The sequence below is a fragment of the Sulfitobacter sp. 1A12779 genome, assembly GCF_043557315.1.
Classification (GTDB): domain Bacteria; phylum Pseudomonadota; class Alphaproteobacteria; order Rhodobacterales; family Rhodobacteraceae; genus Sulfitobacter; species Sulfitobacter faviae.
Map to the genome: position 1 here is coordinate 1 of NZ_JBIFFU010000003.1, position 21,077 is coordinate 21,077.

17 protein-coding genes are annotated in these 21,077 nt (G+C 61.9%); 9 read left to right on the forward strand and 8 right to left on the reverse strand.

Annotated features, from left to right (window positions below):
• Window positions 1–202: 202 nt before the first annotated feature.
• Window positions 203–1,573: a M20/M25/M40 family metallo-hydrolase gene (locus ACGYLQ_RS05155; protein ID WP_394440896.1), complete on the reverse strand. Its 1,371-nt coding sequence runs from the start codon at window positions 1,571–1,573 to the stop codon at window positions 203–205.
• Window positions 1,574–1,654: 81 nt separating this feature from the next.
• On the reverse strand, window positions 1,655–2,731 hold the full coding sequence (locus ACGYLQ_RS05160; protein ID WP_394440898.1) for a sensor histidine kinase: 1,077 nt from the start codon (window positions 2,729–2,731) through the stop codon (window positions 1,655–1,657).
• Between the two features lie 222 nt (window positions 2,732–2,953).
• On the opposite strand from ACGYLQ_RS05160, the gene hemA reads away from it, so the two are divergent.
• From hemA to ispG, 3 genes are all read left to right on the forward strand, one after another.
• The gene (gene hemA, locus ACGYLQ_RS05165) at window positions 2,954–4,177 is read left to right on the forward strand and encodes a 5-aminolevulinate synthase (RefSeq protein WP_067265045.1); all 1,224 of its coding nucleotides are present in this window, start codon (window positions 2,954–2,956) and stop codon (window positions 4,175–4,177) included.
• Between the two features lie 120 nt (window positions 4,178–4,297).
• A complete protein-coding gene (locus tag ACGYLQ_RS05170; protein ID WP_394440900.1) occupies window positions 4,298–5,599 on the forward strand; it encodes a helix-turn-helix domain-containing protein in 1,302 nt (433 codons plus the stop codon).
• 88 nt (window positions 5,600–5,687) lie between these two features.
• The gene (gene ispG, locus ACGYLQ_RS05175; protein ID WP_067265051.1) at window positions 5,688–6,812 is read left to right on the forward strand and encodes a flavodoxin-dependent (E)-4-hydroxy-3-methylbut-2-enyl-diphosphate synthase; all 1,125 of its coding nucleotides are present in this window, start codon (window positions 5,688–5,690) and stop codon (window positions 6,810–6,812) included.
• 400 nt (window positions 6,813–7,212) lie between these two features.
• On the opposite strand, the gene ACGYLQ_RS05180 is transcribed toward ispG, so the two are convergent.
• Window positions 7,213–7,407 carry a hypothetical protein gene (locus tag ACGYLQ_RS05180; protein WP_394440902.1) on the reverse strand — a complete coding sequence of 65 codons (195 nt, stop codon included), beginning with the start codon at window positions 7,405–7,407 and terminating at the stop codon, window positions 7,213–7,215.
• 2 nt (window positions 7,408–7,409) lie between these two features.
• Complete coding sequence (locus tag ACGYLQ_RS05185) at window positions 7,410–8,159, reverse strand: DsbA family protein (RefSeq protein WP_394440903.1); 750 nt, start codon at window positions 8,157–8,159, stop codon at window positions 7,410–7,412.
• A gap of 96 nt (window positions 8,160–8,255) precedes the next feature.
• On the opposite strand from ACGYLQ_RS05185, the gene ACGYLQ_RS05190 reads away from it, so the two are divergent.
• From ACGYLQ_RS05190 to ACGYLQ_RS05210, 5 genes are all read left to right on the forward strand, one after another.
• Entirely contained in the window at window positions 8,256–9,398 is a 1,143-nt protein-coding gene (locus tag ACGYLQ_RS05190; RefSeq protein ID WP_394440905.1) for a pyridoxal phosphate-dependent aminotransferase, read from the forward strand.
• Window positions 9,399–9,457: 59 nt separating this feature from the next.
• Entirely contained in the window at window positions 9,458–10,678 is a 1,221-nt protein-coding gene (locus ACGYLQ_RS05195) for an N-acetylmuramoyl-L-alanine amidase (RefSeq protein ID WP_394440907.1), read from the forward strand.
• Between the two features lie 128 nt (window positions 10,679–10,806).
• On the forward strand, window positions 10,807–13,362 hold the full coding sequence (locus ACGYLQ_RS05200) for a penicillin-binding protein 1A (protein ID WP_394440909.1): 2,556 nt from the start codon (window positions 10,807–10,809) through the stop codon (window positions 13,360–13,362).
• A gap of 126 nt (window positions 13,363–13,488) precedes the next feature.
• The gene (prfB, locus tag ACGYLQ_RS05205; protein ID WP_067268656.1) at window positions 13,489–14,613 is read left to right on the forward strand and encodes a peptide chain release factor 2; all 1,125 of its coding nucleotides are present in this window, start codon (window positions 13,489–13,491) and stop codon (window positions 14,611–14,613) included.
• A 49-nt stretch (window positions 14,614–14,662) separates the two neighbouring features.
• Window positions 14,663–16,072, forward strand: a complete 1,410-nt coding sequence (locus ACGYLQ_RS05210; protein WP_394440911.1) for an amidase — start codon at window positions 14,663–14,665, stop codon at window positions 16,070–16,072.
• A gap of 6 nt (window positions 16,073–16,078) precedes the next feature.
• Here the strand turns inward: ACGYLQ_RS05210 and ACGYLQ_RS05215 are convergent, their stop codons facing one another.
• Window positions 16,079–16,876 carry a helix-turn-helix domain-containing protein gene (locus tag ACGYLQ_RS05215; protein WP_271693498.1) on the reverse strand — a complete coding sequence of 266 codons (798 nt, stop codon included), beginning with the start codon at window positions 16,874–16,876 and terminating at the stop codon, window positions 16,079–16,081.
• A 217-nt stretch (window positions 16,877–17,093) separates the two neighbouring features.
• On the opposite strand from ACGYLQ_RS05215, the gene ACGYLQ_RS05220 reads away from it, so the two are divergent.
• Window positions 17,094–17,453: a hypothetical protein gene (locus ACGYLQ_RS05220; RefSeq protein ID WP_394440913.1), complete on the forward strand. Its 360-nt coding sequence runs from the start codon at window positions 17,094–17,096 to the stop codon at window positions 17,451–17,453.
• Window positions 17,454–17,465: 12 nt separating this feature from the next.
• Here ACGYLQ_RS05220 and ilvN read toward each other — a convergent pair whose 3' ends face one another.
• The 3 genes from ilvN to ACGYLQ_RS05235 all read right to left on the reverse strand — a co-directional run bounded on the left by ilvN (window position 17,466) and on the right by ACGYLQ_RS05235 (window position 21,060).
• Window positions 17,466–18,026, reverse strand: a complete 561-nt coding sequence (gene ilvN / locus ACGYLQ_RS05225; protein WP_067268661.1) for an acetolactate synthase small subunit — start codon at window positions 18,024–18,026, stop codon at window positions 17,466–17,468.
• 71 nt (window positions 18,027–18,097) lie between these two features.
• Window positions 18,098–19,852: an acetolactate synthase 3 large subunit gene (locus ACGYLQ_RS05230; RefSeq protein ID WP_394408839.1), complete on the reverse strand. Its 1,755-nt coding sequence runs from the start codon at window positions 19,850–19,852 to the stop codon at window positions 18,098–18,100.
• A gap of 389 nt (window positions 19,853–20,241) precedes the next feature.
• On the reverse strand, window positions 20,242–21,060 hold the full coding sequence (locus ACGYLQ_RS05235; RefSeq protein ID WP_394440915.1) for an arginyltransferase: 819 nt from the start codon (window positions 21,058–21,060) through the stop codon (window positions 20,242–20,244).
• Window positions 21,061–21,077: the final 17 nt, after the last annotated feature.

A 21,077-nucleotide genomic window follows, 5' to 3' on the forward strand; every position in this document is an offset into this window, starting at 1 on the left:
CGGTTGTAGCTCAGTTGGTTAGAGTACCGGCCTGTCACGCCGGGGGTCGCGGGTTCGAGCCCCGTCAACCGCGCCACTTTTCCCCTCCATTTCGTAACGTGCAGGCGCTAAGCCCTCGTTCGCGCAGGCTTATTTAGCGCTGCCCCTTGAGGTCCAGCCAATGGAATATATGGCGACCGGGCAGGCCCGATCGCCAATCTGCTCAGGTCAGCGCATCAATGATGCGCGCCCAAGAGCGGATGCCTTTGTGAAAGCTCTCCATGTCGTATTTCTCGTTCGGGGAGTGGATTTGATCGTCATCCTTGCCGAAACCGATCAGCATCGGCTCGGTCCCGAGAATCTTCTGAAAATGCCCGGCAATCGGAATCGAGCCACCACAGCCGATATAGGCCGCAGGCACCTGCCATTCGTCGCTCAGCGCTTGGCGGGCGGGTTCGAACATCGCATGGCCAATGTCCACCCCCGAGGCTTGGCTGGCGCCGTGGCCTGAGAATTCGACTGTGCAGTCTTCGGGCAGCATCTCAGCCACCATCTTGCGGAAGTTCTCGCGGATAGCGAGCGGGTCTTGCGTGCCGACGAGGCGGAAGCTGATCTTGGCATGGGCCTCGGAAGGCAGCACCGTTTTAAAGCCATCGCCGGTATAGCCGCCCCAGATGCCGTTAACCTCACAAGTCGGGCGCGACCAGATCATCTCAAGCGGGGTGCGGTCTTGCTCACCCGCCGGTTTGCTGAGCCCCACATCGCCGAGGAAGGCGCTATGGTCAAAGGCGAGGCCCTGCCACTGCGCTTCCAAATCCTCGGGCAGGTCCGGCACGCCGTCATAGAAGCCGGGGATGGTGATGCGGCCTTCGTCGTCATGCAGCGCGGCGATCACCTTGCTCAGCGCGCGGATCGGGTTCATGGAAATACCGCCATACATGCCTGAATGCAGGTCTTTCGACGGGGCGGTGACGGTCAGCTCTTCGCCCAAAAGCCCGCGCAACATGGTGACGATGGCGGGGGTCTTGCTTTCGAACAGCCCGGTGTCGCAGATCATCGCCACATCGGCTTTCAATTCCTCCGCGTTCTCCTCCATAAATGGGACGAGGGAGGGGGAGCCGGATTCCTCTTCGCCTTCGAGGAAGAAGGTGATGCGGCAGGGCCAATCGCCTTTCACCTCTTTCCACGCGCGCAGGGCTTCGATGATGGTCATCAGCTGGCCCTTGTCATCGGCGGCCCCGCGGCCCCGGATCACGCGGCCCTTCTCCGTCTCCTCAACCGCCGGATCGAAGGGATCGCGGTCCCAAAGGTTCAGCGGGTCGACCGGCTGCACGTCATAATGGCCATAGAACAGCAGATGCGGCTTACCTTCGCCCACATGACCCACGACCATCGGGTGCCCCGGTGTGGCGCGTTTTTCGGCTTCCACGCCCATGGATGTAAGGTCGGCCACCAGCCAATCGGCGGCGCGGTCGCAATCGGCCTTATAGGCCGGATCGGTCGAGATTGACGGGATGCGCAGCAGGTCCAACAGACGGTCGGTGGCGGCGGGCAGATCGTTGTCGATCCGGGCGAGAACATCGTCGAGGGACATGGGCATAATTCCTTGCGCTTGTGAATTTGGCGCGAAGGTATCAGGCGGGCAGGGCGTGTCCAGTGGCCGCAGGGCCCGCGTTCAGAAGGTGAGCGAGAGGCGGCTGCCCTCGGCGGTAAGCTGGCTGTCGACCTGCGCATTCAACTGCGACGCCGCCGCCGCCATCAAGGTTTGCCCAATGCTGTCGGCCCGCCCTTTGCCCTCGTTCGCGGCCCCGATGCCATCGTCTTTGCATTCAAGGTGGAAATGACCGTCTCGCAGGCTGAGGTCGATTTCGATATGGCCGGGCGCGCCATCCGGGAAGGCGTGTTTGATCGAATTGGCGGCAAACTCGCTAATGATCAGCCCCAAGGACGAGGCCGCGCTGGACCGTAGGGTCACAGGGTCTGACCGGTAGCTGATTTTGACATGCCCCGGTGCGGTTTCTTGCAAAAGCTCCAGGACCTTGTCGAGGTATTTGCCCGCATCGACCTCGTCGCGCCCCTGTCCGGATTGCAGTTCACCATGTAGCGTTGCCATGGCGTTGACCCGGCGCTGAATGTCGTTCAGCACATTGACCGTGGTCGTGTCATCCAATTGCCGGGTGTGGAGCCGAACCATGGCCGACAGTGTCTGGAGCGAGTTTTTGACCCGGTGGTCGGCCTCGCTCATCAGCACGGCTTGGCTGCGCAGGGCAAGGCGCAGGTCGAGTTGCTTCATTACCTGACGCGACAAGACAGAGATCGCCTTGCGTTGCAGCGCGGTCAGCCTGCGGGGTTTGGTGTCGAGGATGCACAGCGTGCCGAGCGGCAGCCCGTTGGACGCAATCAGCAGCGCACCTGCGTAAAACCGCAGCCCGTCGCCTGCGGTGCAGAGCGGGTTGTCGGCCATGCGCGGGTCTTTCAGAGTGTCGGGAATCTCAACGAAGCGCTCTTCCAGAATCGCATGAGAGCAGAGCGAGGTTTCGAGCGGCGTCTCGCGCGCACCCAGACCCACTTCGGCTTTGAACCACTGTCTGTCCTTGTCGATCAGGTTGATCACTGAAATCGGCGCGTCACAGATCTCAGCCGCCAGTTCGACGATCTCGTCGAACTCTTCCTCGCGCGGGGTGTCGAGAATCTCATAATTATAAAGCGTCCGCAGGCGCTGGTCCTGCTGGGGATGTGGAGTGGCGCGCAAAACAAACTGCCCTTTCTGGGTTGGTCCTTTGGAAACATGAAAGCGGCTGGCAATACAAGCGAACAATCTTAAATCGGGCGTAGAACGCGCAGCGCCTGCGACAGTTCGCCCCGCAGCGGCGGCGGGATAAGCGATTGAAGCTTCGGCTTTGGATCTGTAATCATTCTAAAAGCTGAATATGGAGGGGCCCCCTCCTGTTCGCGCCAAAAGATGGAGACGCGCATGGACTATAACGAGAAGCTCGACGCGGCGATTGCGCGCCTGCATGACGAAGGACGCTACCGGACCTTCATCGACATCGAGCGTCGCAATGGCCAATTCCCCCATGCGGTCTGGACCAAGCCCGACGGGTCGCAGCAGGATATCACCGTTTGGTGCGGCAACGACTACCTCGGCATGGGGCAGAACCCCGTGGTGATCGAAGCCATGGAAGAAGCGCTGCGCGCCACCGGCGCAGGCTCTGGCGGGACGCGCAACATCTCGGGCACAACGGTCTATCACAAGCAGCTAGAGGCCGAACTGGCCGATCTGCATGGCAAGGAAGCGGCGCTGCTGTTCACCTCGGCCTATATCGCCAATGACGCCACGCTTTCGACCCTGCCCAAGCTCTTTCCTGGGCTGATCATCTATTCCGACGCGCTGAACCATGCCTCCATGATCGAAGGCGTGCGCCGCAATGGCGGGGCCAAGCGTATCTTCCGCCACAATGATGTCGCCCATCTGCGCGAGTTGATGGAAGCGGATGACCCTGCCGCGCCCAAGCTGATCGCCTTTGAATCGATCTATTCGATGGACGGCGATTTCGGCCCCATTGAAGAGATCTGCGATCTCGCAGATGAATTTGGCGCGCTCACCTATATCGACGAGGTGCATGCGGTTGGCATGTATGGCCCGCGCGGGGCAGGGGTGGCCGAGCGTGACCGGTTGATGCACCGGCTCGACATCATCAACGGCACGCTGGCCAAGGCTTATGGCGTGATGGGCGGCTATATCGCCGCCTCGGCCAAGATGTGCGACGCGATCCGCTCCTATGCGCCGGGGTTCATCTTTACCACCTCGCTGCCGCCCGCCGTGGCTGCCGGGGCCGCCGCTTCGGTCGCCTATCTCAAACGCGCGCCCGAGCTGCGAGAGAAACACCAGCAGCAGGCCAAGGCGTTGAAGCTGCGGCTGAAGGGGCTGGGCCTGCCGATCATCGACCATGGCAGCCACATCGTGCCCGTCATGGTGGGCAACCCTGTCCACACCAAGCTTCTGTCGGACATGCTGCTCGAAGATCACGGCATCTATGTTCAGCCCATCAACTTCCCCACCGTGCCGCGCGGCACGGAGCGGCTGCGCTTCACGCCCTCACCGGTGCACGGACCCAAAGAGATGGACGCGCTTGTCCGGGGAATGGACGTGCTCTGGTCGCATTGTGCGCTGAATCGTGCCGAAGCTGCGGGCTAACGCAGCGCTATTCGTGTTTTCCGTTGTCTTGTGGTAGCCTTTTGTCAAGAAAAGGCTACATCCGAATCGTTGGGGCGTGTTTGGATCAAAGCTACAGGCTAACAGGGACAGGGCATATTGATGATCGGGCGATGGGCCTCCAGAACCGCTGAGGACGAAACAGTCGAACCCAAAGGGTTCGATGCATTCGAATTGCGGTTGGGGGATGTCATGCGCGGCGAACGGGCCACGCTTGGTAAATCCCTGCTCGACGTGCAGCGCGAATTGCGCATCAAAGCCTCCTATATCGCCGCAATCGAAAACTGTGATCCCGGCGCATTTGACACGCCCGGCTTCATCGCGGGCTATGTACGCTCCTACGCGCGCTACCTCAATATGGACCCCGATCAGGCCTTTGCCGCTTTCTGCAAGGAATCCGGTTTCGCCGTGGCCCATGGCATGTCCGCCGAAGCCTCCGTTGTCAAAAAGCCGAGCTTTGAGGAACGCCGTAAGTCCCCGAAAGAAGACGATCTTTTCGCCCGGCCCAACACGCCCTTCGTGCCCACGGGCGACGGGCTGCTCAGCCGGATTGAGCCGGGTGCGGTTGGCTCTTCGCTGGTGCTGATCGCGCTGATCTCGGCCATTGGTTTTGGCGGCTGGACCGTGCTGAAAGAGGTGCAGCGCGTGCAGGTGGCCCCGGTGGATCAGACCCCCATCGTGCTTTCCGATCTTGACCCGTTGGACGGGGCACTGGCCAGCGCGCCCGACGCGGAAGACGATTCCGCCGCGCCGCAAAGCGTGGAAAGCCCCCGGGCCGAGGCGCTGGACCGGCTTTATCGCCCACAAGCGCTTGACGTGCCGGTGCTGGTGGCGCGTGACGCGCCGATTGCTTCCATCGACCCGCGCTCTGTCAGCAACTTCCCGACGCCGGACCGCCCCGATACCGCCGCGCAAGGCTCCGTGATGGCCGAGGCGACGGAGGGTGATGACAGCATCACCAGCGCCATCGACGAGGCGGTGATGCTCGCCAACGCCGATACCGACCTGCCCAAACCGCAGGTTGTGGAGCCTTTGGGCGAGAAAGTGCGCATGGTCGCCGCTTACCCCTCTTGGGTGCGGGTGCGCGCGGCTGACGGCACGGTGATTTTCGAAGGCGTGATGAACAAGGGCGACACATGGGATGTCCCCGTCACTGAAGAGCCGCCCTCCCTTCGGACGGGCGAATCCGGTGCGCTTTATTTCGCCATGGCGGATGGCTGTTTCGGCCCCGTCGGGCCGCGCGGAGCAGTGACCTCCAACGTGCCGCTCCACGCGCAGGCTCTGGCTGAGCTTTATGAGCCGGTCGATCCGACGGCGGAGCAATCGCTCAGCCGGATGTTTGCCGACCTTGAAGGCTCGCTCGATCCCTCCGCTCTGGCGGCGATGCCCTGTCAGGGCAGCTAAACGCGCGGGCCGCCGCTTCCCATTGCACATGAGGCCCCGGCTGAATAGGTAGGGGGCCAAAGCCCCTGATCCCGCGAAAGGTGTCTTCATGTCGCTTCATTCCATTCGCCCTTGGCGCGATATTCCGCGTCGCAAGTCCCGGCAGATCATGGTGGGTAATGTGCCGGTGGGTGGTGACGCGCCGATCACCGTGCAGACCATGACGAATACGCTGACCACCGATGTCGCCGCCACCATCGCACAGGTCCAAGCCGCCGCTGACGCAGGCGCCGATATCGTGCGCGTCTCGGTCCCGGATGAGGACTCCTCCAAAGCCCTGCGTGAGATCGTGCCCGAAGTGTCGGTGCCCATCGTTGCGGACATCCACTTTCACTACAAGCGCGGGATTGAAGCCGCCGAGGCCGGTGCCGCCTGTCTGCGCATCAACCCGGGCAACATCGGCGATGAAAAGCGGGTGCGTGAGGTCATCAAAGCCGCGCGGGACCACAATTGCTCAATCCGCATCGGCGTGAACGCGGGCTCGTTGGAGCGGCATCTGCTGGAGAAATACGGCGAGCCATGCCCCGATGCGATGGTCGAAAGCGGGCTGGATCACATCAAGATCCTGCAAGACAACGATTTCCACGAGTTCAAGATTTCCTGCAAGGCCTCGGACGTTTTCATGGCCGCGGCGGCCTACCAACAGCTTGCCGATGCCACCGACGCGCCCATCCACCTCGGCATCACCGAGGCGGGCGGGCTGATGTCGGGCACGATCAAATCGGCCATCGGTCTGGGCAACCTTTTGTGGAGTGGCATCGGTGATACCATCCGCGTCTCCCTCTCCGCCGATCCGGTGGAAGAGGTGAAGGTCGGTTATGAGATCCTCAAATCCCTCGGGCTGCGGCACCGTGGGGTGAACATCATCTCTTGCCCCTCCTGCGCGCGGCAGGGGTTTGATGTGATCAAAACCGTCGAGACCTTGGAGAAACGGCTGGAGCATATCAAGACTCCGATGAGCCTGTCGATCATCGGCTGCGTGGTGAACGGCCCCGGTGAGGCGCTGATGACCGACGTGGGCTTTACCGGCGGCGGGGCCGGGTCTGGCATGGTCTATCTGGCGGGCAAGCAGAGCCATAAGCTCGGCAACGAGGGTATGATTGACCATATTGTCGAGCAGGTCGAGGAACGTGCGGCGCAGATTGAGGCTGAGGCGGTGAAGGCTGCTGAGTAGGTTGGGGGCTGGGCCGCTGGCGCTGTGTTGGTTGAGAGGCTGCGCAGAGGTATTTAAAAAGGATGAAGATGAGGGGGAAGCGCGTGAGCCGGGAGGTTTGCGCGCTTTGTCTTTTGGGGGGTATTTATTAATCAGTGGTTGGGGTGAGGTGTTTTTCGAGGACTATGGGCGGCATGTGGCCGTTGAGGATCATTTCGGGCAGCACGTAGAAGGGGGCGCCGGTGAGCCCTAGGGCGGCGGCCCAGCGGGCGGGCTGGGGGTGGCTGAGATCGTGTTAGATGAAGGTGATGTCGTAACGCTTTGTGATTGCGGTCAATTCTTTGGCGGCGGCAGCGCAGGTCTCGCAGTCTTCTGCGGTGAAAAGCGCGATGGGGTGGCCGCCCAGAAGGTCAGGAGCGAGCTATTCGAGCAGGGACAGGTCGTTTTGGATATGCTGCTGCATTTGCGTTTGGCTGGCCAGCGCTTTGGCGATGACATCGCCATTGGCAAGGATCGCGGCGCGGAGTTCGGTTTCAAACGCATCTCGCGCGGTGGGTTCATCGGCCCCGGCGGGCTGGGCCAGCGCGAGCGCGGCCAAGACTGCCAGGGCGCGCATCTTTAGCCGCGCTTTTCTTCCACCAGTGCCATCATTTGATCATAGGGCAGGTAGCCGCGCAGCATTTCGTCTTGCATGACGAAGGTAGGGGTGCCGGTGATTTGCAGCTTTTGGGCCAGCGCGCGGGTTTGGGCGATCTCTTGCGTGACCGCGTCGCTGTCCATCTCGGCCTCGATCGCTGCGACATCCAGATCGAAGCTTTCGCCCAACCGGCGCAGTGCGGGGAGGGTGACCGCTCCGTTGAAGGCCATAAGCGCATCGTTCAGTTGTTTGTAAGCGTCATCGCCCGCGACCTGTTTGGTCGCCACGGCAAAGCGCGAGGCCAGCAGCGATTGCTCACCAAGGATCGGAAACTCTTTGACGATCAGTTTGATGTTGCCGTCCGTTTCCAGGAGTTTGGCCACTTCGCCATGGGCGCGTTTGCAGTAGCCGCAGCGGTAGTCGAGGAATTCGACCAGTGTGATGTCCCCCTCCGGGTTGCCGCCGACCCAAGAGTAGCCGTCGTCGAAAATCTCATCGGCATTGGCGGAGACCAGATCGAAATCCGCCTGCATCTGCGCTTGGGCCTGACGGTTTTGCATCTGCTCCACCGCTTGCAGGATCACTTCGGGGTTTTCCATCAGATAGGCGCGGACCTCGGCCCGGAACTGCGCGCGTTCGGCGTCGGTAAGCTCGGTCAGATCCATGGCCCCGGCGGGGGCGGCAAAGGCGACAGCGCCGGCAAGGGCAGGGGCGAGGAAGCGGGCGAACATGGGCGGTCCTTTCGGTAGAGCTGCGAAATAGGGGCCAAGGGTTGACGCCCGGCATCAGGCGCGGTGAAAGCACATGCCGACAGTAGGAGCAAGACCATGCGCAATTCAACCAGGTCCGCCGTTGATCCCTTTATCGTGATGGACGTGATGCAGGCCGCCAGCGCCGCCGAAGAGGCGGGCCGTCACATCATTCATATGGAGGTTGGCCAGCCCGGCACGGGCGCGCCGAAAGGGGCAGCGGCCGCGCTGACCAAGGCGATGGGTGAGGGGGCTTTGGGCTATACCGTGGCGCTTGGGCTGCCTGCTTTGCGCGCGCGGATCGCGCAGATGTATGGCGAATGGTATAACGTCGATCTTGATCCGGCGCGGGTGGTGATCACCCCCGGGTCCTCGGGCGGGTTTTTGCTCGCCTTCACTGCGCTCTTCGATTCCGGGGATCGGGTTGGCATCGGGGCGCCGGGCTATCCCAGCTACCGCCAGATCCTACGCGCCTTGGGGATGCAGCCCGTCGATCTGCCCGCCGCGCCGGAGAACAGATATCAGCCCGTCGCGGCGGATTTCGCGGGGCAAGACCTGCGCGGTTTGCTCGTGGCCTCCCCCGCCAATCCTTCGGGTACCATGCTCGACCGACCCGCCTTGACGGCGCTGACGGGTGCCTGTGCGGCCAATGACATGTCCTTTATCTCGGACGAGATTTACCATGGCATCGAATATGACAAGAAGGCCGTGACCGCGCTGGAGGTCACCGATGACTGCTATGTGATTAACTCCTTCTCGAAGTATTTCTCGATGACCGGCTGGCGCGTGGGTTGGATGGTGGTGCCCGAGGATCAGGTGCGCGTGGTCGAGCGGATCGCGCAAAACATGTTCATCTGCGCACCCCATGCCAGCCAGATCGCGGCGCTGGCGGCGATGGACTGTGACGACGAATTGCAGGCCAATCTGGCGGTTTACCGGCGCAATCGCGACCTGATGATCACGGGGTTGCAAGAGGCGGGGTTTACGGACATCGCGCCGCCCGATGGGGCGTTCTACGTCTATGCGGATGTCTCGCGCTTTACCGATGACAGTCGCGCCTTTGCGGCGGAAATTCTGGAGAAGGCTGGCGTCGCCGTGACCCCCGGGCTCGATTTCGACCCGGCGCGGGGGCATAAGACGCTGCGCTTTTCCTATGCGCGTAGCACGGCGGATATGGAGGAGGGCATCGCCCGGCTCAAAGCCTTCATGGCGGCGCGCTGAGCGCTGGTTTGGCCGCGCGGCAGGTGATAGAAGGGCGAAAACGGGCAGGGTGATCGATCATGCGGGCAATCTTTAGGGGACTGGCAGTCTTGTTGGCCTGTGCGGGGCCGGTCACCGGAGCGGCGCAGGAGTTGACGGCGCTGGCACGGGTCGATCCGGTTGAGAGCGCGGTGAGTGATCGCTGGTTCGGCAAGACAGATTTGACCGTGGCGCTGAGCCAGGGGGTGCCTTTCCGGGTTTTTCTGCTGGATGATCCCGCCCGCCTGATCGTCGATTTCCGCGAGGCGGATTGGTCGAATGTCGCCCGGGGGGATCTGTTGGAAAAACCGGGCCGTATCTCGGCACTGCGGTTTGGCGCGTTCCAGCCCGGTTGGTCGCGTCTGGTGGCGGATTTGGCCGAGCCGATGGTTCCTGCCGAGATTGGCATGCCGGTGGACGCAAGCAGCGGCAAGGCGCGGCTTGAGATTACCTTGGAGACGGTCGAGCCTGCGATCTTTGCGGAGGCCGCAGGCGCGCCGGTGGACCCTGATTGGACCACCGCGCTCACCGCGCCGCCGAAACCTGCGGTGGCAGACAAAGACAGTTTCACCGTCGTTCTGGACCCCGGCCACGGCGGCATCGATCCGGGTGCGCAGCGCGAGGGGTTGGACGAGAAAGACCTGATGCTCAACTTCGCCCGCGACCTGCGCGATGCGCTGCGGCGCAAGGGGGTGGATGTCTTGCTGACCCGGGATGAGGATATTTTCGTCGCCTTAGAGCACCGGGTCGCCATCGCCCATCAGGCCGAAGCGGACCTTTTCATTTCGCTCCATGCCGACAGCCTGTCGCAGGGCGGGGCGAGCGGGGCGACGGTCTATACCCTTTCCGATGATGCCAGCGATGTGGCGACCGAACATCTGGCCGCGCGGCATGACCGGTCGGATATCATCGCGGGGGCGGACCTGACCGGTTCGGACGATCAGGTGGCGGGCATTCTGCTGGACCTCGCGCGCCAAGAGACCGAGCCGCGCTCGGACGCGCTGGCCGAGATTTTGGTCGATGGCATGGGCGCGGCGGGCGGACCGTTGAACAACCGCCCCCTACGGCGGGCGGGTTTTTCGGTCTTGAAGTCCGCCGATATTCCTTCGGTTTTGGTCGAAGTGGGGTTCCTGAGTTCCAAGCGCGATCTGACCAATCTGCGTGATCCGGTGTGGCGCGCGTCGATGGTGAGCGCGATGGCGGATGCGATCGTGACGTGGCGTGATCAGGATGCGGCGCTCAAGCCTTTGATCAGAAAGTAAAATGAAAAGATGTGGCTGCTTTCGCGATGGGCGAAGATTCGCCCCCGCTGGCGGCCATGTGTTTTGACCCGCGCCAGCGCATCCTGTATAGGCTCGGAACTGTCCCTAGCCAATGGTGGTCCGCGCGCGTGTTTCGATTTGTTCTGTCCTTTTTCGGGGGGATCTTTACCACCCTGACCCTGAGCGTCGGCATGGTGGCTTTGACCATCGGGGCGGTGTTCTGGATGTATGGCCGGGATTTGCCCAGCCATGAATCGCTGGCGCAATACACGCCGCCGACGATCAGCCGTATTTACTCGGGCCAAGGCCGTTTGATCGACGAATTCGCCAAGGAGCGCCGTCTTTTCGCCCCGGCCAATACCATCCCGGATCTGGTGAAACAGGCCTTCATCTCGGCAGAGGACAAGAACTTCTACACCCATGAGGGCTATGACCTGCGCGGCATCGGTGCGGCGGCGGTGGATGCGGTCAAATCGCGCGGGCGCGACGTGCGCGGGGCTTCGACGATCACCCAGCAGGTGATGAAGAACTTCCTTTTGTCGGGCGACCGCCGGGCCGAGCGTAAAATCAAGGAGATCATCCTTGCTTCGCGCCTTGAAGAGACCTTGAGCAAAGAGAAAATCCTCGAGCTCTATCTGAACGAGATTTTCCTCGGCCAGAACTCCTATGGTGTGGCGGCGGCGAGCCAGACGTATTTCAACAAGACGCTGAGTGAGTTGGCCCCGCATGAGGCGGCCTTCCTCGCCTCGCTGCCCAAGGCGCCGTCGGATTACCACCCGGTGCGCCGCAAGAACCGGCTGCTGGCGCGGCGGAACTTCGTGCTGCGCGAGATGAAAGAGAACGGCTATATCTCGGAAGCGGTCTATGAAACCGAAGTGGCGCAGCCGCTGCGCTCGGTCCAGAACGGTGATTTCGAAAGCTTCAAGGCCGAACTGCCGCCGCGGGATTACTTCACCGACGAAATTCGCCGCCAGTTGAGCGAGGATTTCGGGGAGGGGGAATTCTTTACCGGCGGTCTGACCGTGCGCGCGACCATCGACAACGAGATGCAGCCTATCGCCGCCAACGCTCTGCGCCGTCAGCTGGAGCAATATGATCGCGGGCGGGGCATCTGGCGCGGGATGCGTTTTGAGATCCCCGCCGATCAATTGGACAGCGAAGAGGAATGGCGCGCCGCGCTGGCGGACCTTCGGGTGCCGCGTGACATCGATCTGGAGAACCAGTGGTATCCGGCGGTGGTGCTTGAAGTTGGCAACAATGACGCCCGCATCGGGATCGAAGGCGTCGAGGATGACGAAGACGGCCACTGGATCCCGGCTAAAGACGTGCAATGGGCGCGCAAACGGCTGGATGACGGCTCTCTCGGGCGCAAGGCTCGAGTGGCGGGCGACTTGCTTGAGGTGGGTGAGGTCGTCTTGGTCCGCCGCATGACCTCGGACAGCGACGGATCTTTCATCCGCTGGACATTGCGGCAGGTGCCAGAGGTGCAGGGCGGTTTCGTCGCGATGGACGTGCACACGGGCCGCGTGATCGCGATGCAGGGCGGCTTTTCCTATCAGGCGAGCGTGTTCAACCGGGCCACACAAGCCAAGCGCCAGCCGGGGTCGAGCTTCAAGCCCTTCGTCTATGCCTCCGCGCTGGACAGCGGCTATAGCCCCGCGACCATCGTGGTCGACGCGCCCATTGAGATCAACACGCCGCAGGGCGTTTGGCGGCCGCAGAACGCTTCGCATAAATTTTACGGGCCGACGCCTCTGCGCACCGGCATCGAACAGTCGCGCAACCTGATGACCATCCGTCTGGCGCAAGAGGTCGGTATGGATGTGGTCGGCAGCTATGCGGAGCGTTTCGGCGTTTACGACGACCTCGCCCCCTTGCTGTCGAACGCGCTCGGCAGTCAGGAAACCACGCTTTATCAAATGGTTTCGGCCTATGCGATGTTCGCCAATGGCGGTGAGCGGGTGCAGCCGACTTTGGTCGACCGGGTGCAAGACCGCTATGGCCGCACCGTTTACAAACATGATGAACGCAAATGCTACGATTGTGAGCAGATCAACCTCGCCCCCGGTGAAGCGCCGCGGATCATTTCCAACCGCGAGCGGGTGATGGACCCGGTGACCGCCTATCAGTTGACCTCCATGATGCGCGGCGTGGTTGAGCGCGGCACGGCGCGCAATGCGGTGAACCTGCCGGTGCCGATCGCGGGCAAGACCGGCACCACCAACGATGAGAAAGACGCGTGGTTCGTGGGCTTTTCGTCCAACGTGGTGGCGGGCTGCTACATCGGTTTCGACACCCCGCGCCCGATGGGCCGGGGCGCGGGCGGCGGGCGGCTTTGTGCGCCTGTCTTCCAGCGCTTCATGAGCCAAGCGATCAAGAAATACGGCGGCGGTGACTTCGCAGTCCCCGAGCAGTGCCGCTTTATCAAGATCGACCGTTTCACCGGCGCGCGGCTGAGCGACAGCGCCACCGGCGCCAATGTCGTGTCAGAATGTTTCCGCGATGGCGAAGAGCCGCTCTTTGGCATTTCTTTCGATGGCGGCTTTGCCATGGGGGCGGACCTGCCGCTGGTCGAAGAACTGGGCGGCTCCTCCTCGCGTGAGGTCACCACATCGACCGGCAAGAAAGCGACCGTCGGCCCTAAGGCGAGCTTTGGCACGCTGAGCTCCGGCGGTCTTTACTAATCAGGCCGAATGGGGCGGGGCAAAGTTGCGCTTTGCCGCCCCCCACTTGCCGCCGCTGGCGGGCTGGTCTATCTCTCGTGCGGCTCCGGTTTTCGGGGCCGCATTACTTATCAAAGGCAGGCACACATGCGCGCAGAGGCACAGAATACCGCGGACCAGATCAGCAAATCGCTGGAATTGCTGGCCCAGCGACTGGATGTGGAGACCGCGCCCTACCGGCTGGAAGAATTCAACGCCCGTGTCGAAGACCCGAACCTTTGGGACAACCCCGATGCGGCGCAAAAGCTGATGCGCGAGCGTCAGTCGCTGGTCGATGCCATCGACACCTATGAGGGCATTAAGCAGGAGTTGGCCGACAACCTTGAACTGATCGAACTGGGCGAGATGGAAGAGGACGAAGAGGTCATCTCTGACGCCGAAGCCGCGTTAAAGGCGCTGGCCGAAAAGGCCGCGCAGAAAGAACTCGAAGCGCTGCTGAACGGTGAGGCCGACAGCAACGACACCTTTCTAGAGATCAACGCAGGCGCGGGCGGCACGGAAAGCTGCGACTGGGCCAGCATGCTGGCGCGGATGTATGTCCGCTGGGCCGAGAAGAAGGGCTATAAGGTCGATCTTCAGGCCGAAAGCCCGGGCGACGAGGCGGGCATCAAATCCGCGACCTATAAGATCGAAGGCCACAACGCCTATGGCTGGCTGAAGTCCGAGAGCGGTGTGCACCGTCTCGTGCGCATTTCGCCCTTCGACTCGGCGGCCAAGCGGCACACCTCTTTCACCTCCGTGAAGGTCTACCCGGTGGTCGACGACAATATCGAGATCGAGGTGAACCCCTCCGATATTCGCATCGATACCTACCGGTCCTCCGGCGCGGGCGGTCAGCACGTCAACACCACCGACTCGGCGGTGCGGATCACCCACCACCCCACGGGCATCGTCGTGACCTCTTCGGAGAAGTCGCAGCACCAGAACCGCGACATCGCCATGAAAGCGCTGAAATCGCGGCTCTATCAGATGGAGTTGGACAAGCGCTCGGCGCTGGTGAACGAGGCGCATGAGAATGCAGGCGACGCGGGCTGGGGCAACCAGATCCGCTCCTACGTTCTGCAGCCCTACCAGATGGTCAAAGACCTGCGCACCAATTACGAGACTTCGGACACCAAAGGCGTGCTCGACGGCGATCTCGACGGGTTGATGGGGGCGACGCTGGCGCTAGCGGTCTCGGGCAAAAGCCGGGCCGAGGCGCAGGGCGACTGAGCCCATGCCGTCCCCTTCTTGGAATGACAGTGATCAATAGGGGGACATGATGGAATTGCTAAATTGGGACGCCTCAGAGCTTTCCGAGGCGCTGGCCGCGCGAAAGATCTCCGCGGTCGAGTTGATGCAGGCGACCTTGGACCGGATCGAGGCGGTGAACGGCAAGGTGAATGCCGTCGTCTCCCTCCGCGACCGCGACGCTTTGCTGGCCGAGGCTGAGGCCGCCGACGCGGCCCCGCGCAAGGGCTGGCTGCACGGCATTCCCATGGCGATCAAGGATTTGGCGGATGCGGAAGGACTGCCCACCTCGCAGGGCTCGCCGCTGTTTGGGGCGGGGCCGGCCACCCGGGATCACCCGGCGGTGGCACGGCTTCGTGCCGCGGGCGCCATCGTGATCGGCAAGACCAACACCCCGGAATTCGGCCTTGGCAGCCATACCTTCAACCCGGTGCATGGGGCGACCTGCAACCCCTATGACCTCGGTCGCTCGGCTGGCGGCTCCTCGGGCGGGGCGGCGGCGGCGCTGGCGGCGCGGATGGTGGCCGTGGCCGACGGGTCCGACATGATGGGCTCTCTGCGCAATCCGGCGGGGTGGAACAACGTCTACGGCATGCGGCCCAGCTGGGGCACGGTGCCTTCGGGCAATGACGGCGATCTGTTTCTGCACCAGCTTTCGACCTTGGGCCCGATGGCGCGCAGCCCACGCGACCTTGCCGCCCTGCTGGATGTGATGACAGGCCACGACCCGCGCGAACCGCTGACCCGCACCACCCCCGATGCAACACCGCTGATCGACGCGGCACTGTCCCCTCAGCGGATCGGCTGGCTGGGCGACTGGGGCGGTGCCTTCCCCTGTGCGCCGGGGATCATCGACCATAGCGAGGCGGCGCTGAAGCGCTTGGCCGACCTTGGCCATACGGTCACGCCCTTGGCGGCACCCTTTGATGCGGAGGCCATGTGGGAAAGTTGGATCACCCTGCGGTCCTTTGCCGTGGCGGCTTCTCTCGGGGCGATCTATGACGACCCCGCTCGGCGCGAGGGGCTGAAACCCGCCGCGCAATGGGAGGTCGCACGGGGGCAGGGGTTCTCGGCCTCTGACATCCAGCGTGCCAGTAGCATCCGATCTGATTGGTTCCGCGCGGCGGATGCTCTCTTTGAGGAAGTCGATGTGTTGGTGCTGCCCTCGGCGCAGGTCTGGCCCTTTGCTGTCGAACAGGTGCACCCGACTGAGATCGGCGGCCAGCCGTTGGATACCTATCACCGTTGGATGCAGGTGGTGGTCCCGGCCAGCCTGATTGGCCTGCCGGTGGTCAACATCCCCGCGGGTTTTGATGCGCGCGGTCTGCCCTTGGGGCTGCAACTGATCGGCAGGCGCGGCAGTGACGCGCGTCTGCTCCAATTGGCCCAAGGTTGGCATGAGGCGACGGGCTATCCGCAGGCGCAGCCGCCCCAGCTCTAGCGAGGTTCAGTTAAAGGGCGCGTCGGGCTGAAGCAGGCGGCGGTGGTAGGGCATCAGCGCGTCGATGTCGGTGAACCCCGCCTGCCGTGCGGCGGGCAGCACGGTTTTGGGGTCTCTGCCGATATACTCATAGGTCAGCCGGGTCACCCGCGTGCCCGCGGCGCTTTCGGGGGCGGTGCGGGTGACGTAGCCAACCCAAAAGTTATTCTCGAAAGAGGCGACGCGGTTAAGGTAGTTGAACGACCCGGTCAGCGTGCGACGCCGCGAAACGACAATGGAGACCCCATTCTCCTGCCGTGAGACGATGCCGCGATATTCCCGCGCCATCGGGTTGGTGGGCAGCTCTTGTGCACGCAGCGAAGGCGCGCTCTCATAGCCGCGCAGGAAGGTGCTGCTGCCATGGCGCGTGATAAAAACCACGCCGGTCACGAACCTGTCCTGATCCAGGAAAGACCGTCGCGCGAAACGGTAAAAACCGCTTGGGAAATCCGCCTCGGGCACATTTTGAACCCCGGTGCCCAGAAAGTCGCGCAAGAAGCTGTTGTTGATCGGATCTTGGTTCAGGGAAATCTCGGTCACCGGCTCCAGCAGTACCCGCGCGTCGATCTCGAAAAAGCGGCAGATCCGGGCCAGTACATCGGGCCGGGGGAAGCTTTCGCCCGAGAGGTAGCGGTTGAATTGCGTGCGATTGATGCCAAGCTGCCGGGCAAGGTCAGAGATCGAGGGGTAATCCGCTGCCAACTGGCGCAGATTGGCGCCGAACATGCTACGAAGTTCAGAGGGGGAGCGGTTGGGAGCGGACATGCAGCCTCGTTCTGATTTGCGTCGCGGCCTTAGAATAAAAGCCGTTTTGGCCAGATGGTTAACAGACTGACGCGAAGGCGCGTCAAAGCTGACGCTGATTTGTAGCTGACCCTACTGGAACCGACACAAAATGCAAGCGGGCGTTGCATTTTAACCTATGTTTAACGCCCTCAGATTGTCGCAGTATAGAGGCCATTCATCGAAAGCGGGGTTAACTATGATTGGTGTAGTTCTGTGGAGCGATAATAGCGCCGGAAAAGCGGTTTTCTGGTGCGAAGATCAAGGCGATCTTGCCTATTACGAAGAGCCGGCGATCCGTGTCGGGCAGGGGGCGGGGTTTGACACGGGCGATATGGTGCAGTTCGACGTCTCAGTACATCGCAAGCTGCGTATCGCGGGCAACCCCCGGCTGGTGCAGGAGAAAGCGGCTTCGCATCTGCCCGAGGCGCTGCGTCACGATAGCCCCTTAGCGGCAGAGCCGGAGGCAGAGGGAAAGCGGCAGCAAGGCGCTCAGATCATACCCTTTACCGCCAAGCCCGGACCGCGCCAATTCCGCGCGGCCCAGCTGAAAGCCTAAACGCCCCGCGTGTCAGACACCACGGGCGAGGGCGGCCACGCCGGTGCGGGCGACATCGGCCAGCCCCAGCGGGCGCATCAACTCGGCGAAAGCGTCAATTTTGTCCGGCGCGCCGGTGATCTCGAAGACAAAGCTTTCGAGCGTGCTGTCGACCACATTGGCGCGGAAGATATCCGCCAGCCGCAACGCTTCGACCCGATGTTCGCCCTTGCCGACGACTTTGAAAATCGCCAGTTCCCGTTCCACGCTCGGCCCTTCGACGGTGAGGTCATGCACCTCATGCACCGGCACGATGCGACCGACCTGCGCCTTGATCTGCTCGATCACCTGCGGCGTGCCGCTGGTGACGATAGTGATGCGCGACAGATGCCCGGTGTGGTCCACCTCGGCTACGGTCAGACTGTCAATGTTGTACCCCCGGCCCGAGAACAGGCCAATCACCCGCGCCAGCGCGCCGGGCTCGTTCTCGACCAGCACGGCCAGCGTGTGTTTTTCAACCACATCCGAGAAGTTGGGCCGTAGGTTGTAGGCGGAATGCGAGGTCGCACCTTTTTTGATTTTTAGGGCAGCCATGTCTTCGTCCTTCTTCATCTTCGCCGGAAATCTCTCAAATTTCCGGGACGTTTTCTTTTAAAGAAAACGGGTTACACCAACACCGAGCCTTTTGCGTCGATCACACCTTGGGTCTCATGATCGCCGGGCAACAGCATTTCGTTATGCGCCTTGCCGCTTGGGATCATCGGGAAGCAGTTCTCATGCTTCTCGACCAGACAGTCAAAGATCACCGGCCCGTCGTGGTTGATCATCTCCATGATCGCGTCATCAAGGTCATCGGGGTCCGAGCAGATAATCCCCTTGGCGCCAAAGGCTTCGGCCAGTTTGACGAAATCGGGCAGGGCTTCGGACCAGCTTTGCGAATAGCGCTCACCATGCAGCAGTTCCTGCCACTGGCGCACCATGCCAAGACGCTCGTTGTTGAGGATGAACTGTTTTACCGGCAGGCCGAATTGCATCGCCGTGCCCATCTCTTGCATGTTCATCAGCCACGATGCTTCACCTGCCACATTGATCACCAGCGCCTCGGGGTGGGCCATCTGCACGCCGATGGAGGCGGGGAAACCGTAGCCCATGGTGCCAAGGCCGCCCGAGGTCATCCAGCGGTTCGGCTCCTCAAAGCCGAGGTATTGCGCGGCCCACATCTGGTGTTGGCCCACTTCGGTGGTGATATAGCGGTCGTGATCTTTGGTCAGCGCTTCAAGCCGTGCCAGCGCGTGCTGGGGTTTGATCACTTTGCCGGATTGGTTGAACTTAAGGCAGTCGATGCTGCGCCATTCTTCGATCTGCTGCCACCATTTCGCCACCGCCTCGCTATTGGTCTTGCGACCGCGCGATTTCCAGACCTTCAGCAGATCTTCGAGCACATGGGCCACGTCGCCGACGATGGGAATGTCGATGCGGATCACTTTGTTGATCGACGATGGGTCGATGTCGATATGGGCCTTGGTGGATTTTGGGCTGAAACTGTCGATGACACCGGTGATCCGGTCGTCGAACCGCGCGCCGATGTTGATCATCAGATCACAATCATGCATCGCCATATTGGCCTCATAAAGCCCGTGCATCCCGAGCATCCCAAGCCATTTCTCACCCGACGCCGGGTAGGCGCCGAGGCCCATCAGGGTGGAGGTGATGGGAAAGCCGGTGGCATCGACCAATTCGCGCAGCAACTGGCTCGCCGCCGGGCCGGAGTTGATGACCCCGCCGCCGGTGTAGAAAATCGGACGCTTCGCCGTCTCCATCGCTGCGACCAGTTCGGTGATCTCGGCCATGTCGCCCTTAACCTGCGGCTGATAGCGCGAGGTCGAGGGTTTGGGGGACTCGTAGTGGCCGGTGGCGAATTGCACGTCCTTGGGGATGTCGATCAGCACCGGGCCGGGGCGGCCATGGGTGGCGACATGGAAGGCCTCGTGCAGGGTGGCGCCAAGGGTGTCGGTCTCTTTCACCAGCCAGTTGTGCTTGGTGCAGGGACGGGTGATGCCCACGGTATCGGCCTCTTGAAAGGCGTCGGAGCCGATCATGAAGGTCGGCACCTGACCGGTCAGCACCACCAGCGGAATGGAGTCGAGCAGCGCATCCGTAAGGCCCGTGACCGCATTCGTGGCACCGGGGCCGGAGGTCACCAGCACAACGCCCGGTTTGCCAGTGGAACGGGCATAGCCTTCGGCGGCGTGCACCGCCCCTTGCTCATGGCGCACCAGAACGTGTTTGATCGAATTCTGCTGAAAGACCTCGTCATAGATCGGTAGCACCGCGCCACCGGGATATCCAAAGACGGTGTCCACACCCTGGTCAATCAGGGCTTGGACGATCATTTTCGCTCCGGTCATCTGGCGTTTCATCTTGGGTGCTCCGTAAGGCAGGTTATTGCGATTGGCATAAAAAAACCCCCGGTCTGACGGGGGCGCATGGGAAGGATTATGGTCTACCGTTACCGGCCCATGCGCGTGTGTCTTACAATAATGACTAGGTCGGTCATCTTAAGGGTCCTCTAAGCGTGGCGTGAGATTAGGAGGGGGGAAGAGGGGCGTCAACAGCGAAATGGCGAAAATCTTGTGCGCCGGGCGGGATTATTTGTAGGTTTATTTCGCATTGCTCCTCAAATGCGTTATTTTCGGAAAGATTTGATCGGCGCGGCGTACTTTCCTGCATTTCCGGTGCGATATCACACAAAACAAAACGGGCAGCCCAAGGGGCCGCCCGGTAATGGTGCCAAAATCAATAGGTTTCCTCAGCGCGGGCTGACATCCGGCAGGGTGATATTGGCCACCTGTTCGGCGATGGGATCGTTGCTGAGCGGATGCTGGTCGGGCACGAAATCCTCAGGATCGCGCATCTTTTGCCACTGCCCGCCCATATAGACCTCAAGCCCTGAGAATTTGGCCTTATATCCCATCTTCTGGCTGCCGGGCACCCAATAGCCCAGATAGACATAAGGCAGCCCCGCCGCGCGGGCGATTTCGATATGGTCGAGGATAATGTAATTGCCCAGCCCGTTGCGGGGCCGGTCGGGAGTGTAGAAGGAATAGACCATGCTCACCCCGTCGCTCAGCACATCGGTCAGGCAGACACCGACGAGGGCATTGTCGGCCTCGGGGTCGGTATATTCGATCACCCGGCTGCGGATCGGCGTTTCCTCGATCATGGCAGCGAATTCGAACACATCCATATCCGCCATGCCCCCATCCGCATGGCGGCTATCAAGGTAGCTGCGGAAAAGGTCATATTGCTCTTCGGTGGCCCAAGGCGATGTCGCGCGGCGCTCCAGCCTCGCGTTGCGCTTCAGGATGCGGCGCTGGCTTTTGCTGGGGCGAAACGCGGCCACGTCGATCCGCGCGGAAAGACAAGCGGCGCAATCGGCGCAGGAGGGGCGGTACAGAACATTTTGCGAGCGGCGGAAACCTTGGCTCGACAGGCTGTCATTCAGGCGAGCGGCATTATCGCCCTGAAGGGCGGTGAACAGCTTGCGCTCCATCCGGCCCTCCAGATAGGGGCAGGGTTGCGGCGCTGTGACATAGAATTGTGGTGTCAAAGGCAGTGTATGTCGCATGGGCTTCCAGCATTTAT

Bases quoted from the DNA above. Each gene is read 5' to 3' on its own strand.
- ACGYLQ_RS05155 (WP_394440896.1), bottom strand. From the start codon at position 1,573: ATGTCCCTCGACGATGTTCTCGCCCGGATCGACAACGATCTGCCCGCC.
- hemA (WP_067265045.1), top strand. From the start codon at position 2,954: ATGGACTATAACGAGAAGCTCGACGCGGCGATTGCGCGCCTGCATGAC.
- ACGYLQ_RS05170 (WP_394440900.1), top strand. From the start codon at position 4,298: ATGATCGGGCGATGGGCCTCCAGAACCGCTGAGGACGAAACAGTCGAA.
- ispG (WP_067265051.1), top strand. From the start codon at position 5,688: ATGTCGCTTCATTCCATTCGCCCTTGGCGCGATATTCCGCGTCGCAAG.
- ACGYLQ_RS05180 (WP_394440902.1), bottom strand. From the start codon at position 7,407: ATGCGCGCCCTGGCAGTCTTGGCCGCGCTCGCGCTGGCCCAGCCCGCC.
- ACGYLQ_RS05185 (WP_394440903.1), bottom strand. From the start codon at position 8,159: ATGTTCGCCCGCTTCCTCGCCCCTGCCCTTGCCGGCGCTGTCGCCTTT.
- ACGYLQ_RS05190 (WP_394440905.1), top strand. From the start codon at position 8,256: ATGCGCAATTCAACCAGGTCCGCCGTTGATCCCTTTATCGTGATGGAC.
- ACGYLQ_RS05195 (WP_394440907.1), top strand. From the start codon at position 9,458: ATGCGGGCAATCTTTAGGGGACTGGCAGTCTTGTTGGCCTGTGCGGGG.
- prfB (WP_067268656.1), top strand. From the start codon at position 13,489: ATGCGCGCAGAGGCACAGAATACCGCGGACCAGATCAGCAAATCGCTG.
- ACGYLQ_RS05210 (WP_394440911.1), top strand. From the start codon at position 14,663: ATGGAATTGCTAAATTGGGACGCCTCAGAGCTTTCCGAGGCGCTGGCC.
- ACGYLQ_RS05215 (WP_271693498.1), bottom strand. From the start codon at position 16,876: ATGTCCGCTCCCAACCGCTCCCCCTCTGAACTTCGTAGCATGTTCGGC.
- ACGYLQ_RS05220 (WP_394440913.1), top strand. From the start codon at position 17,094: ATGATTGGTGTAGTTCTGTGGAGCGATAATAGCGCCGGAAAAGCGGTT.
- ilvN (WP_067268661.1), bottom strand. From the start codon at position 18,026: ATGGCTGCCCTAAAAATCAAAAAAGGTGCGACCTCGCATTCCGCCTAC.
- ACGYLQ_RS05230 (WP_394408839.1), bottom strand. From the start codon at position 19,852: ATGAAACGCCAGATGACCGGAGCGAAAATGATCGTCCAAGCCCTGATT.
- ACGYLQ_RS05235 (WP_394440915.1), bottom strand. From the start codon at position 21,060: ATGCGACATACACTGCCTTTGACACCACAATTCTATGTCACAGCGCCG.